At 62.6% G+C, this 12814-nt stretch carries 12 protein-coding genes; 4 read left to right on the top strand and 8 right to left on the bottom strand.

Going from position 1 to position 12814, the window contains the following annotated elements:
* Positions 1 to 12: 12 nt before the first annotated feature.
* Positions 13 to 912 carry a LysR family transcriptional regulator ArgP gene (locus ACODSR_RS02555; protein ID WP_489073454.1) on the bottom strand — a complete coding sequence of 300 codons (900 nt, stop codon included), beginning with the start codon at positions 910 to 912 and terminating at the stop codon, positions 13 to 15.
* Positions 913 to 984: 72 nt separating this feature from the next.
* Between ACODSR_RS02555 and ACODSR_RS02550 the strand changes: the two genes are divergently transcribed.
* From ACODSR_RS02550 to ACODSR_RS02540, 3 genes are all read left to right on the top strand, one after another.
* The gene (locus ACODSR_RS02550) at positions 985 to 1605 is read left to right on the top strand and encodes a LysE/ArgO family amino acid transporter (RefSeq protein ID WP_489073452.1); all 621 of its coding nucleotides are present in this window, start codon (positions 985 to 987) and stop codon (positions 1603 to 1605) included.
* A gap of 78 nt (positions 1606 to 1683) precedes the next feature.
* Entirely contained in the window at positions 1684 to 2778 is a 1095-nt protein-coding gene (locus ACODSR_RS02545; protein ID WP_489073450.1) for a prenyltransferase/squalene oxidase repeat-containing protein, read from the top strand.
* Positions 2779 to 2880: 102 nt separating this feature from the next.
* Complete coding sequence (locus ACODSR_RS02540; protein WP_489073448.1) at positions 2881 to 3693, top strand: SDR family NAD(P)-dependent oxidoreductase; 813 nt, start codon at positions 2881 to 2883, stop codon at positions 3691 to 3693.
* Positions 3694 to 3740: 47 nt separating this feature from the next.
* On the opposite strand, the gene ACODSR_RS02535 is transcribed toward ACODSR_RS02540, so the two are convergent.
* From ACODSR_RS02535 to ACODSR_RS02525, 3 genes are all read right to left on the bottom strand, one after another.
* Positions 3741 to 4493, bottom strand: a complete 753-nt coding sequence (locus ACODSR_RS02535) for an SDR family NAD(P)-dependent oxidoreductase (RefSeq protein ID WP_489073446.1) — start codon at positions 4491 to 4493, stop codon at positions 3741 to 3743.
* Positions 4494 to 4529: 36 nt separating this feature from the next.
* Complete coding sequence (locus ACODSR_RS02530; RefSeq protein WP_489073444.1) at positions 4530 to 6092, bottom strand: cytochrome P450; 1563 nt, start codon at positions 6090 to 6092, stop codon at positions 4530 to 4532.
* A gap of 362 nt (positions 6093 to 6454) precedes the next feature.
* Positions 6455 to 7006, bottom strand: coding sequence for a TetR/AcrR family transcriptional regulator (locus tag ACODSR_RS02525; protein WP_489073442.1), 552 nt, complete (start codon positions 7004 to 7006; stop codon positions 6455 to 6457).
* Positions 7007 to 7238: 232 nt separating this feature from the next.
* Between ACODSR_RS02525 and ACODSR_RS02520 the strand changes: the two genes are divergently transcribed.
* Positions 7239 to 7556, top strand: a complete 318-nt coding sequence (locus ACODSR_RS02520; RefSeq protein WP_489073440.1) for a 2Fe-2S iron-sulfur cluster-binding protein — start codon at positions 7239 to 7241, stop codon at positions 7554 to 7556.
* A 15-nt stretch (positions 7557 to 7571) separates the two neighbouring features.
* On the opposite strand, the gene ACODSR_RS02515 is transcribed toward ACODSR_RS02520, so the two are convergent.
* The 4 genes from ACODSR_RS02515 to ACODSR_RS02500 form a co-directional block, all read right to left on the bottom strand.
* Positions 7572 to 8021, bottom strand: a complete 450-nt coding sequence (locus ACODSR_RS02515; RefSeq protein WP_489073438.1) for a MarR family winged helix-turn-helix transcriptional regulator — start codon at positions 8019 to 8021, stop codon at positions 7572 to 7574.
* 46 nt (positions 8022 to 8067) lie between these two features.
* Complete coding sequence (locus tag ACODSR_RS02510) at positions 8068 to 8385, bottom strand: hypothetical protein (RefSeq protein ID WP_489073436.1); 318 nt, start codon at positions 8383 to 8385, stop codon at positions 8068 to 8070.
* 133 nt (positions 8386 to 8518) lie between these two features.
* A complete protein-coding gene (locus tag ACODSR_RS02505) occupies positions 8519 to 10057 on the bottom strand; it encodes a GH39 family glycosyl hydrolase (protein WP_489073434.1) in 1539 nt (512 codons plus the stop codon).
* A 13-nt stretch (positions 10058 to 10070) separates the two neighbouring features.
* A complete protein-coding gene (locus tag ACODSR_RS02500; protein ID WP_489073432.1) occupies positions 10071 to 12740 on the bottom strand; it encodes a glycoside hydrolase family 2 TIM barrel-domain containing protein in 2670 nt (889 codons plus the stop codon).
* Between the last annotated feature and the right edge of the window lie 74 nt (positions 12741 to 12814).

Raw genomic sequence — 12814 nt, 5'->3', positions numbered from 1 at the left:
ATAGTCACTCGCTCACTCGCTATCCAGATAGCGCCTCGCCGCGTTCCGCACTGCCGCTGTCATGCTGTTCAACGCCTGCGCCTGCAGGCGCGACACCGTCCAATATAGGGGGACCAGCAGCGGGTGTGCCGGCGCCAGTGCGACCAGGCGGCCTGCATCGATATGCGGCTGGGCGAGCAATCGCGGCTGGAGACCCCAGGCCAGACCCGCCATGGCCAGGTCCAGAAACCCCTGTGTCGACGGAATCCAGTGGGTCGGCCCATCCAGATCGACGTCATAAACCTGTCTTAACCAGCGCCCCTGCAACATATCCCGGCGGTTGAAGCGCATCACCGGCGCCATGCTGAGGCTCTGGCCATCTATGCCCGCGCCCAGATGGCGGTCGACAAAGGCCGGACTGGCACAGGCGATATAGGCCAGCGCGCCAAGCGCAACGGTCCGGCATCCCTGCACGGGTTGCGGATCGGATGTGACGACGGCCAGCACGTCGCCCGACCGGATACGCTCCGCCGTATGCGCTTCGTCCTCCAGCGTCAGTTCGATCGACATGCCCGTCTTTTGCGCAAAGCCCGTCATCGCGGCGGGGAACCAGGTCGCCAGGCTGTCTGCATTGACGGCGATGCTGAGCGATGGCGGCACGCTGCGCAGCGTGCCGCTCGTCGGCATGGGCATGGGCGCAATATCCGCTTCCAGCAGCCGGACCTTCTCGAAATGCGCGCATAATTCCCGTCCCCGGTCAGTCGCCGTGCAGGGCTGCCCACGCACGACCAAGACCAGTCCCAGCCGCTCCTCATAACCCCGCACGCGCTGCGACACGGCCGAAGGCGTGATGCCAAGGCTGATCGCCGCCTTCTCGAAACTGCCTTCGCGCACGACAGCGGCCAGCGCCGCGAGGGAGGGGTAATCCAGCATGATGAAGTATTGCTTCATTTAGCTTAGAACAACAAGCTATACTAAATCAGGCGTTATGGCGATAGACCGATCATGACCAGTCCATTCCTCCCCTTCGCCTCAGGCTTTCTGATCTCCGCCGCGCTCATCATGGCGATTGGCGCGCAAAATCTGTTCGTGCTGCGACAGGGATTGAAGCGCGAGCATGTGGGACCGGTCGTCTTGTTCTGCGGCGCCGCCGATGCGCTGCTGATTACCGCTGGCGTTGCAGGCGTGGGCGCATTTCTGGCCGCCGTCCCGCAATTGACCCTGATATTGACGCTCGGCGGCGCGGCCTTTCTGGGCTTTTATGGTATCAAGGCGTTGCAGCGTATGGCCTCGTCCGATGCCATGGCCGTCGTGTCGGGCGACAGCGTCAGCCTGCGCGGCGCGATTGCGGCGACGGCTGGCTTCACCTTCCTCAACCCGCATGTCTATCTCGACACCGTCTTGCTGATGGGCGCGGCCGGATCGGCCCAGCCTGCGGCGTTGCGACCCATTTTCGTGGCAGGCGCGGCCAGCGCCAGCTTCGCCTGGTTCGCCGCGCTCGGCTATGGTGCGCGCCTGCTCGTACCGCTCTTCGCCCGCCCGGCGGCATGGCGCGTGCTGGACGCCATTGTTGGCGTGACGATGCTGTCGCTGGCGGCATCGCTGCTGTGGCGCGCTTTTGGCTGAGGCACCCCTACGTCATACGGCGCATGGCCTGTGCGCACGCCGTCCCTATCCTTCACCCTTGATCATCAGGAGCGTTACATGATGCGTTGGCCGCTACTTGCCTCTGCCGCCCTGCTTGCCATGACGCTGATGTCCCGCGGGGCGGCAGTGCCGACCAAAGCACCCGGCTGGAACAATGAAGCGGCCACCCACTATCTCGAAAGTCGCCTCAGCTGGTGGCGGCAATGGCCCAAGGCGGAGCGCGATCATGGCACGCGCTGCGTATCCTGCCATACATCGCTGCCGCACGTCCTGGCGATGCCCTCACTGCGTGCGCAATCGGGCAAGGCCCAGCGCAGCATTGACGAGATGGCGATGTTCGATGACGTGGTAAAGCGTGTCTATCTGTGGGACGAGGTCGAACCCTTCTATCCCGACCAGACGCGCGGCGTGCCGAAATCGGCCGAATCGCGCGGGGTGGAGGCCGTCCTCAACGCACTGATCCTCGCCACCCGCGATCGCGAGCGCGGCCATCTGGGACCGGATACACGGCAGGCCTTCACCAATATGTGGGCTGTCCAGATGAAGGCCGGGGACCAGAAGGGCGGCTTCAACTGGCTCAATTTCCGGCTCGAACCCTTCGAATCGCCGACCGCCACCTATTGGGGGGCCACGCTTGCAGCCCTCGCGGTCGCTCGCGCGCCGAACGGCTATGGCGATGATCCCGCCGTCGGGCCACAGATCGAGGCGCTGCGTGCCTATCTGCGCACCGGCACGGGCGGTTCGCTCTATTCCCGCGCCCTCATCCTGTGGGCCGACAGCCAGCTGCATGGCGTGCTGGACCCGGACCAGCGCGCCCGGATCGTCGCCGACCTGCTGGCCAGCCAGCAAGCGGATGGCGGCTGGAATCTGCCGGGCCTTGCACCATGGCAGCGGATCGACGGATCGGTCCTGCCGCAGGATAGCGACGGCTATGCCACCGCCCTGGTCGCGCTTGTCCTGCGCGAAGCGGGCGGCCCGTCAAGCGCCACGCCGCTCAAGCGCGCGCAAATCTGGCTGTCTGTGCATCAGGACAAGGATGGTGCCATCCCGGCCAAGTCGATCAACAAGGATCGCCAGCCTGGCACGGACGCCTATCTCTTCATGACCGATGAAGCGACCGGCATGGCCGCACTGGCGATGCGCGTACGCTGAGGCGATAGGCTGCGCCTGTCGCGGCCTCGCCATCTTGCCGAAAGCCTCCATTACATCTATGCGACTATGAATCGCATAACTGCAATGGAAGAGGAAGCGTGAATGGCCATCCCCGACGTGAGCGGACTTTCCCTGTCCGACCTGTATTCCCTGCGCGGCAGGAGCGCGGTCGTGACCGGCGCGGCCTGGGGATTGGGCAAAGCGACCGCGCGCCGTCTGGCCGAAGCCGGGGCGTCGGTGCTGATCGCCGATATTGACGGTGAAGCGGCCACCGCCTGCGCCCAGGAACTGGACGCACAATATGAATCCCGCATCATCGCGGTTCAGATGGACGCAGGCGATCCATCCGCGATCAAGGCGACGGTCGACCTGGCCGTCCGCGAATTTGGCCAGATCGACATCTGGGTCAATAATGCCGGCATCCCCTCCTTCGTGCCTTTGCTCGACCTGGAGGATGCCGACTTCGACCAGGTGATCGCGATCAACCTGAAGGGCGCCTTCATCGGCGCGCGGGAAGCGGCGCGATCCATGATCGGCGCTGAACGGCCCGGCGTGATCGTCAACGTCGCGTCGCTTGCCGGTGTCATGGGCATTTCGGCGGGGCAGGCGGCCTATTGCGCCTCCAAACATGGCGTCGTCGGCCTGACCCGGCAAATGTCGATCGAACTCGCGCCGCACGCTATACGCGTCCTGGGTGTTGCGCCCGGTTTTTCGGTGACCGAAAAGACGATGTTCCTCGCCGAACTGGACGAAGAAGCGCTCAGCCAGATTCCCATCCCCGGCATCGGCGGCAGTCGGCTGGGCCGGGTTGGCGTGGCCGACGACATTGCCCGCGCGATCCTGTTCTGCGCGTCGGACATGGCCTTGTTCATGACCGGCAGCACGCTGTTGCTGGACGGCGGCATCGCGGCCTAGATGTGAAGATGCAGGCGGTGAGACGGCCGCCTGCATCGCGATCCGTCTTAGCCGATGAACATGCCCCCATTCACCGCGAGAACCTGTCCCGTCACATAGCTGGCGCCATCGGACGCCAGATATTCGCAGGCTGCGGCAATATCCTCCGGCGTTCCGGCACGCGGAATCGGGATGTGCTGCGCGATCACCTCCAGCGGCGGGAAGGTGCCAGCGGCAATGCCCTGTTCGGCCATCGGCGTCGCCACGACCGAAGGGGGTATCGTGTTGACGGTAATGCCATGTGCCGCCAGCTCCCGCGCCAGCGACCGCGTCAGGCCGATGACGCCGCTTTTGGCTGCGGCATAATGGGCGCGGTCCATCGCGCCGGATTGCGCCGCCTGCGACGATATGGTGATGATCCGGCCCCATTTGGCGGCCCGCATGTCGGGCAGGGCGGCCTGCACGGTGTGGAACACGCCGGTCAGGTTGATGTCGATCATCCGCTGCCAGATATCGACCGAAATATCGTCAAAGGCGATTCCTTCGGAAATGCCCGCATTGGCGATGACGATCGCGATCGGCCCAAGCTCCGCGCGGATCGCGGCATAGGCGGCATCGATGCTGGCGCGATCGGCGACGTCCACCGTCCGGGCAAATATGGTCGCCCCTTCCTCCCGCAATGCGGTCGACTCGCGCAACAGCGCGGCGCGTTGCAGGTCGAGCATCGCGACTGGATGCCCCTTGCGCGCGAACAACTGGCAAATGCCAAGGCCGATGCCCGATGCGCCGCCGGTTACGACCACGACTTTGTTGTTGGTCATATCTCTCTCCATGTGCCTGCAAAATGCGATCCGACGTCAGATCAGCGCCAGGTCGGCATCCACCGCGTCCAGCGCGTCATCGCTAAACTGTCCGGGGGCAAATTTCTGGACGGACCGCAACGTCATCCCCTTGGCCATCGCCAGCCGCTTGTCCTGGCTCATGCCGGGGAAATGGCGGTCGAGGATGGCGAGACTCGACGGATTGGCCAGCAGGTCGCCAATCTTGGTCTTGGCGGTCGAAAAACCGCTGCGTTCGCCCTGCGGCGCGGCTGCTGGCGGGGCCGTGACCGACGCGGCCTTGTCGACCGTCAGGTCGACCCCCTGTGCAGGCGTCAGCTTGACGTGCAATTCCGACAATCCACGAATGATGAAGCTTGGCTCGAAATCGAGCGTGCGCTGCCCGCGCGGGCCGTGCTTGTCGGCGTCCAGGTCTATGTCGGACGTGTATGCCAGCATCTTTTCCAGGATGATCCGCACTTCAACCCGCGCCAGCGGCGCACCGGCGCAAACATGCTTGCCGCGACCGAATGCCAGATGTTCCTTGATCTTTGGCCGGTCGAGAACAAGATCGGTCGGATTCTCCCACCGCTGCGGATCGCGATTGGCTGCTGAGAGCGCGACCAAAATCTTGGTTCCCGCCGGCACCGCCCGGTCGCCGATCTTCGTGTCCCGGCGCGCCAGACGCGCGGTCTGCTTGGTCGATCCTTCCAGCCGCAGCACTTCTTCCAGAAATTGCGGGATCAATGACGGATCGGCGCGCAGCCGATCCTGCAGGCCCGGCTGATCGGTGATGTAGCGCATGGAATTGCCCAGCAGCTTGGCGCTGGTATCCTGCCCGGCACCGAACAGGAATGTCGCCATCTTGACCAGTTCCAGCATGTCGGGTTCGCTGCCGTCCGGGAAGGTCGAATGGGCGAACTCGGTCAGGATATCCTCCTGCGGGTTCTGGCGGCGATCCTGGATATAATTGGCGAAATAGCCGCCCATCACGACCAGCGGATGGTTGGGCGAACTGAAATCATTTTCGCCCGACTCCAGACTTCCGGGCGGCGGCGCGGCCTCGATCACATCCATGAACATCTGGCGATCGGCTGCGGGTACGCCCAGAAGATCGGCGATCACCAGCGTCACGAACGGCGTCGCGACCTCCTGGATCAGCTCACACCCGCCCTTGGCCGTGATCGTGCGGGCAATTTCGTCGGAATAGGACTGGATGAACGCCTCATTGGCTTTCAGCCGCGATGGCGTGAACAGCTTGTTGAGCAGCGAGCGCATCCTTGTGTGGAGGTCATCATCATAATTGACCAGCAGGTCGCCGCCCAGAAATTGGTCGCGATGCGCCTCCACCTGCGCGGCAATGTCGGACCCTTCAGGGGTGAAGGGCAGGGGGGCAGCCGCACCCTGCAAGCCGATGATCGCCGAGAAATCGGCATTATTCTTCAGCACTTCGAGCGTTTCGTCAAAGCCGGTGACGATCAGATAATCCTTGCCGGGCGGCTGGTAGATGGGGCCACGGGCGCGCACCGCCTCGAAAAAGGAATAGGGGTCCTTCAGGATTTCATAATCCGTGAAATAGTCGCGTTCTTCCAATGGCGTCATGTGCCCACTCCCAGTTTCGACCGTCGATGCGGCCAATCTATGCGATTTATAGTCGCATAAACCGTCGCGCTCCCATGCGTCAAGGCACGACACGAGGCGTCGCGGGGGCGATGGAGCCGGAATTAAAAGCTGTCGTCAGGAAAGCGCTTGGCATCTTGACGGCGCAGTTGTGACGATCTATGCGATACATAGTCGCTTAGATGATCCGGCCCGCGCCGTGACGCTCAGCGCAAGAGTTTTGATTGCGCGGTCCTCCCCAAGAGTACGTGCATGACTGCCGCGCGCCTTTTGATGCTTTTCATCAAAGGCGCGCGGGCCTTATCGGACCCTCGATAATCGACCTAAGCTGACGCGTTGAGCGATTAGTCGCCCGCGCGCGGACGTCGCGGCGCGATCACCGCCGATTCCACCAGTTCGTGCATGATGTCGGCAACCGCCTCGGACGAATATTCGCCCTCGTCCTGCTTGAGCCACCAGGACAGGGTTTCGACGATCAAGGTGGTGCTGCAAATCACCGACAATTCTTGCGGCAGCCAGGTCGGATAATCGCTATATTCCGCCGCCAGCGCCATCGACAGCTGCATCAATTCTTCCCGCATCGCGCCGCCAGCGCCGCCAGTCAGCAGCGCGCGCCACAATATCCTGCGGGCGGCGACATAATCGCACAGCGCCAGAAATCCCTTATGGCTGTAGCCATGGGCAAAGGATATGGCGACCAGCCGGTCTATCTCATCCTGCGCCACATGGTTCAGCAAGGCTTCCTTGTCGGCATGATGGCGGAAAAAAGTGGCGTTATGCACCCCGGCCCTCGCGCATATTTCGCGCACGGTGATCTGGTCGAACGCCTTTTCCGTCAGAAGATCGAGCAGTGCCTGTCGCAACGCCGCGGCGCTGCGCACCTGTCTGGGGTCCATGCCTCTTGACGTGCGTACCTCTGGCAATCTATGCGACTCAGTGTCGCTTAAACGGGCAGGCTTCACCACTGGCTGCGCTGACGATCCATGTTCCGTCTTTTCCTGTTTCACCACACCACTCCTGCCTCCCATTTTGAAGAAGCAGCTTGCGCCGTCCGTCAACGAAAAAATGCGTGTGGCACGATCGGCAGCAGCGTCAGCCGCCACCAGAAACATAATAGAGGAGCAAATAATGCCTGAAATCCTGGTAACCGATCGCGCCGGTCAACAGACTGTGGTGGAAGCAACGACGGACCGGACACTGATGGAGATCATCCGCGACGCCGGTTTTGATGATATGGTCGCACTATGCGGGGGATGCTGCGCCTGCGCGACCTGCCATATCCATGTCGACCCGGCTTTTGCAGATAGTCTGCCGCCGATCAGTGCCGACGAAAATGACCTGCTCGATACCTCGCCGCATCGCACCGCCGGGTCGCGTCTGGCCTGCCAGCTGTCCTTTACCGACGCCATGAATGGGCTGCGGATCGAAATCGCGGCAGAGGATTGATGATTTTTGGGCTGATCAGCCCATCCTGAAATCGCGAAGCATCTGGGCGCACAAGCGGATCTGGTCGGGTTCATACTGCGCCCAGCGCTCATGCAGCATGGCGGTCATCGCCGTGCGCACCTCATCGCAGATCGCAGCGCCAGCCGCAGTCAGCGTCAGTTCGCTCCGCCGCTGGTCCGCCGCGCTCTTGCGCGCAACCAGCAGTTGCGCTTTTTCCAGACGACCAAGCTCGGCCGTCACCAGGCTGCGTCCGATGTTCAACATCGTGGCGATATCCAGCGGGTGCAGGCAGCCATTGGATATCATCAATAATATCCATGTGCCGCGCGGCCCCAGATCATGACGCCTGTTGATATGATCCGTCATGGATCGAATGGGTCGGGATGCGAAGGCCATGCCTTCATAGATCATCCCGATCTCGTTCCAGTTCAGTTCTGCGCTTGTCCGACCCTGCGTCATGGCCATGGTCTGGCGCACAGACCCGCCAATCGCAAGGGCCGGACGGTCGGGATCACTTGGCCGCGGGCAGCTTGGCCAGATCGGTCTGGATCGCGGCGAGCGCCTTGTCCGTCACCATGTCCGGCGCATATTGCTGCACCGACTTGAGCGTCATGCCACGCGCCATGCTGATCTGGTCGTTCGCGGTAAAGCCGGGCAGATGCTTGTCGACGATCGCCTTGGCCGTTGGATCGTCCAGCAAGGTGCCGATGTCGGTCGCTTCGACATTATAGGCCGCCGCCGCTACTGGCGCGGCCGTCTGGGCGTAGCTTCCCGTCGCGGAAACCGACGCGGCCATCAGCAGCGCAGGCGCGATAAAAATGCGTTTCATAACAAGCCTTTCAGTGTTTCAGGGTGAGGCTGTTGCCTTCTGCGCGCCAGCCTAATCATCGCCGCCATTACGATCAAGATATTTAATTCAAAAGTTGAACTAATAACGACGTCCACATATGTCCGGCTCAGTGTCAGCCTTTGAGTTCCAGCAGCGCGACCCCTTCGGGCGGCAGGCGCAACTGGAGCTTGCGGTCCTTGCTCAGCCGCAGCGTTTCAGGCGGCGCGATGTCCGCCCGCTTGCGCAGCAGCGCCAGTTGATCGGGCTTGGGATATTGCGGCGATCCCATTTCGCGCCAGGCGGGCATCGGCGATCCGCGTTCCTGGTCGACATAGCGGACAGCGACGCTTTGTCCTGCCCTTGCGCCGATCATGTCGATGATCAGCGTCTTGGCCTCGCCCCGCACCGTTCGCGTATGGCTCAAACCCGGTATGCCCGACGGCTGGGCCGCCTCGGCCAGATTCCACACCAACGCAGCGATCGTCCCATTGTCCCGCCGCGACGCCAGCGCCGGACCGCTGCTCTCCAGCCGCCGCGTCCCCAATGCGCTCAGCAGCTTGTGGGTGTTGAAGGACGGCTTGGCGATCCCGGCAGAGATCATCCCCCAGCCGCTGTCGCCTTCCTTCAATATATAGTCGGCAATGCCCAGTTCCTCATATTCGCAGCTCATCACCCATGGCGACATGGCCTGGCAATAGGGCAGCGATTCCTTGATGACATGGGCGATCATCGCCGGGCTGTCCGACGACCATTCGGTGATCCACAGCGGCTTGCCCGCAAATCTGCTGGCGTCGATCTGCTCGCGCGCCTGCTTGATGGCGCGGGGGATCACGTCATTCTGCGACGTCCGCGCCGTCCCCTTGCCAAACAGCTTGTCCTGCGAGTCCCCCGCATAGACATGGGTGGTGAAGAAATCGACCGGGGTATTGGTCTGCGCGCAATAGGCGGCGAAATCGGCGATCCACTCGACCGATGCGGTCGATGGGCCACCCACCGGGATCTGCGCGTCCACCGCCTTGATCGCCAGCGCCGTCGCCCGATAAAATTCGAAATATTGCTGCTTGGTCCCGGTCCAGAACACGCTCAGATTCGGCTCGTTCCACACCTCGAACGGCCATTGCCGGACCTCGGCGATGCCATAGCGATCGACCAGATGCACGACGAACGCGGTGATGAACTGCGCCCAGGCCTCATTCGTCTTGGGCGGGGTAATGACCCCGCCGTAAAAGAAGAAACTTGTCGTCCCCGACGCCAGCCCCTTGGGCATGAAGGATAATTCGACAAAGGGCTTCACCTTGCGCGCCAGCAGCCCGTCATAGACCTGGTCGACCCGCTGGAAATTGGGCGTCGGTCGCATCCGGTTGAGGATGGTGGGCGTCATCACCGACATTTCGTCGGCGAAGATGCCATGGAAGCGCACCCGCTGCGTCCCGATCTCATCTGTCCAGCGCTTGAGATCGTTACGCCATGGCTCCCGCAGGGTGATGGCCGCCCGGTCCGATCCGACACATTCCTTCCAGATATGTGGCAAGGGGCCAGTGGATGTGCGCGTGTCGATCGTTACCGGCACGATCTCCTCATTCGCCCTCGCGGTTCCGGCATAAGCCGCGCCAATCGCCGCCAGCGATCCAGCGCCCAGCAGCGTGCGGCGGCTCAATCCATCCTGATCCATCCTGCCAATCCTTTTATCTGGGTGTAATCGCGATAGCCGCCACGACCGCGCGACCGCCTTCGCCTGCGAAATCCAGTTTCAGCACGCCATCGGTCACGCGAACATTGAACTGCTTGCGCAACCCGCGCATCGCGCCGCCGGCCTCCTTGCTGACGTCGAACGGGGCCAGCGCTACCTTGCCATTGGCGCTCACCCGCATCGTGACCGGCTCGGTCAGCACCTTGCGCGGCTCGAACGTGTCAAGCGTGACGGTCCACCGTCCATTGCCGACCGGAATGGCGTAGGAGAAACTGTCGCCTTCCCGCCAATAGTCATAGAGGGCGGGAATCGACGCATCGACTGTGCGCGGCGCCATCAGCCGCTGGCCGCCAAAGCCGCCCATGTTGAGTACGACAGGGATGCCCCCGGTCACGAAATCGTCGGAGCCGTAGCGCTGCCCGGCAATGACGCTGCTACCCAGATCACCGGCATTGACGAACATGCCCTTCGCCGGGTCTGGCCCGTTCCAGTTCGCTTCGTCACTGACCCGCGCGCCGTTGAATTCGGCGGACGCGACGATCCTGTTGTCGCCGGGGCGCAGGATCACATGCGGCCACAGGCAGATGCCGTCGGTGCAGGACGCTGTGCCGACAAGGCTGCCGTTCAGGATCAGCTCGGCTTTCGCAGCGTTGCTATAGGCCTTGATCGTGATGTCACGATAGGCACGCTCGGTATAGCGTTTCTGGGTCAGGTGCAGCGTCGGCTTCGACGACCATTGCGCCTTGTAAAAATAGAAGGCGTCCTTGCGCTCCTTCCGGTCCGCCGTCACCAGCCCTTTATTGTTGATGTCGATGGAATCGCCTTCCTTGCGCAGGTCGCTGGCAAAATCGAACATGTTCCAGACCCAGCTGGCAAAGACGAACGGACGCTGCCGGATCGCGGCCCAATTTTCCTCATGATACCAGCTTTGATACTCCTCCGGGTGCGGGGAACCGGTGAAGTTGAGGTAGCCGTCCGCGACATTGTCCGAATGCTGGCTGGTCGCACCGCCCGCCCCATATTCGGACAGCGATATTGGCAGCTTTGGGTGCTTGGCGTGCAATACGTCCAGCTGCCCGCCCAATTGCTCGCGGGCCTTGCGCGGCTGGGGATAATACCAGCCATAATAGCGATTATAGCCTATCAGGTCCGCCGTCCCCGCCAGCTTTTCGCCCGCCGTCTTGACCAGGCTCAGACCCTCGCAACAGTCGGCGAAGATCGTCGGGCGGAACGGATCCTCGGCCTTGGCGATCACGTTCAAATGTTGCAGCAGCGCCAGCGGCTTCATCGGCTCCTTGCCGACGCCAAAGCCCTTGGCGGAATCCACTTCATTGCCGATCGACCACATCATGACCGAAGGATGATTATATTTCTGGCGGATCAGTTCGCGCAATTGCTGTTCGGCATTGGCCCATAGTTCGGGCGATCCCTGGCCCCCGGTGACGCTCGGCGATGTGACATAGGGCAGTTCCGCCCACACGACCATGCCCGCACGATCGGCCTCGTCGCTCCATTCGTCGGCCTGCTGATAATGGGCCTCGCGGATCGTGTTCGCGCCCATGTCCACGGCCATCGCCATATCCTGCGCATGGTCCGCCCTAGTCAACGCCCAGCCCACATCGGGCCGGTCCTGGTGCCGGGACACGCCATGCAGCGCCACATGCTTGCCGTTCAGGAAAAAGCCCCGGTCCGGGTCGATACGGAAATCACGAATGCCCAGTGGCTGGACCACGCTGTCTATAGGCCGCCCCTTGTCGACCAGTTCGGCGCGCACGGAATAGAGATAGGGATCGGCGGTTCCGTTCCACAAATGGGGCGATGGCACCACCATGTCGACGGCTTGCTCACTCGCACCTTTGATGATCCTGACCGGCCTTTCCGAACGGGCGATCGCTTTGCCGTCGGCATCCGCGATCGTTGTCACCAACGTCAATCGCCGATTGCCAACGGCCGAACTACGCAGCCGCGCCAGCACATGAACCGTCGCCTTGTCCGCGGCGATCGCGCTGGTGCGGGCATAAAGGCCGGGGCCGCCAAAATCGAGCGGATCGAAACTGACATCGGGCAGGGTCAGCAGCGACGCCGCGCGATACATGCCGCCATGGACGAAAAAATCTCCGGCCAGAGGCAACGTCTCGGCTGTGCTGGCCCCCGCCACCGGCTTGCTGTTATCGGCGCGGACCGCGATCAGATTATCGACACCCGGCTTCCATTGCTGCGTCACGTCCAGCCGAAAGCGGGCGAACCCGCCCTTATGCGTGCCGACATGCACGCCATTCACCCAGATGTCGGCAATCTTGCTGACCGCGCCGAAGTCCAGATAATAGCGCTGCGGCCCGGTTCCCGCCGATGGCGCACGCATCGTCAGCCGATACCAGCCAATGCCCTGCCGGTTGTCCGTGCCGGGCGCGCGTTCAGTGCCATAGCTGCCCAGCCGGTTCCAGCTGTGGGGCACCGACACGCTGTCCCAGCTGCTATCGTCGAAGCCGGGCGCAGCGGGCGCATCGCCCGTCTCGCCAAACCGGAATCGCCAGCCCGATCCAAGGGTCATCGACTGGCGACCGGCGGTTTCCGTTTGCGCCATATCCGCTGGCGGCAATCCGGCTTGTGCAGCCATCGGGGCAGCCAGAGCCAGCAGGCTCGCCACGGTGAGATACAGCTTCATCGACACCCTCAATCCTATTGCAGTCCTTGCCTATAATGTGATGCAGGCAAACCGGTTTGCTGTCTTGTCGGACA

The sequence above is a fragment of the Sphingobium sp. FG125 genome, assembly GCF_057809795.1.
The sequence above is the reverse complement of the archived record's forward strand: the minus strand, read 5'-3'. Positions and strand labels throughout refer to the sequence as shown.

Excerpts from the sequence above, each read along its gene's own strand:
- ACODSR_RS02555 (WP_489073454.1), bottom strand. The coding sequence starts at position 912 with ATGCTGGATTACCCCTCCCTCGCGGCGCTGGCCGCTGTCGTGCGCGAA.
- ACODSR_RS02550 (WP_489073452.1), top strand. The coding sequence starts at position 985 with ATGACCAGTCCATTCCTCCCCTTCGCCTCAGGCTTTCTGATCTCCGCC.
- ACODSR_RS02545 (WP_489073450.1), top strand. The coding sequence starts at position 1,684 with ATGATGCGTTGGCCGCTACTTGCCTCTGCCGCCCTGCTTGCCATGACG.
- ACODSR_RS02540 (WP_489073448.1), top strand. The coding sequence starts at position 2,881 with ATGGCCATCCCCGACGTGAGCGGACTTTCCCTGTCCGACCTGTATTCC.
- ACODSR_RS02535 (WP_489073446.1), bottom strand. The coding sequence starts at position 4,493 with ATGACCAACAACAAAGTCGTGGTCGTAACCGGCGGCGCATCGGGCATC.
- ACODSR_RS02530 (WP_489073444.1), bottom strand. The coding sequence starts at position 6,092 with ATGACGCCATTGGAAGAACGCGACTATTTCACGGATTATGAAATCCTG.
- ACODSR_RS02525 (WP_489073442.1), bottom strand. The coding sequence starts at position 7,006 with ATGGACCCCAGACAGGTGCGCAGCGCCGCGGCGTTGCGACAGGCACTG.
- ACODSR_RS02520 (WP_489073440.1), top strand. The coding sequence starts at position 7,239 with ATGCCTGAAATCCTGGTAACCGATCGCGCCGGTCAACAGACTGTGGTG.
- ACODSR_RS02515 (WP_489073438.1), bottom strand. The coding sequence starts at position 8,021 with ATGGCCATGACGCAGGGTCGGACAAGCGCAGAACTGAACTGGAACGAG.
- ACODSR_RS02510 (WP_489073436.1), bottom strand. The coding sequence starts at position 8,385 with ATGAAACGCATTTTTATCGCGCCTGCGCTGCTGATGGCCGCGTCGGTT.
- ACODSR_RS02505 (WP_489073434.1), bottom strand. The coding sequence starts at position 10,057 with ATGGATCAGGATGGATTGAGCCGCCGCACGCTGCTGGGCGCTGGATCG.
- ACODSR_RS02500 (WP_489073432.1), bottom strand. The coding sequence starts at position 12,740 with ATGAAGCTGTATCTCACCGTGGCGAGCCTGCTGGCTCTGGCTGCCCCG.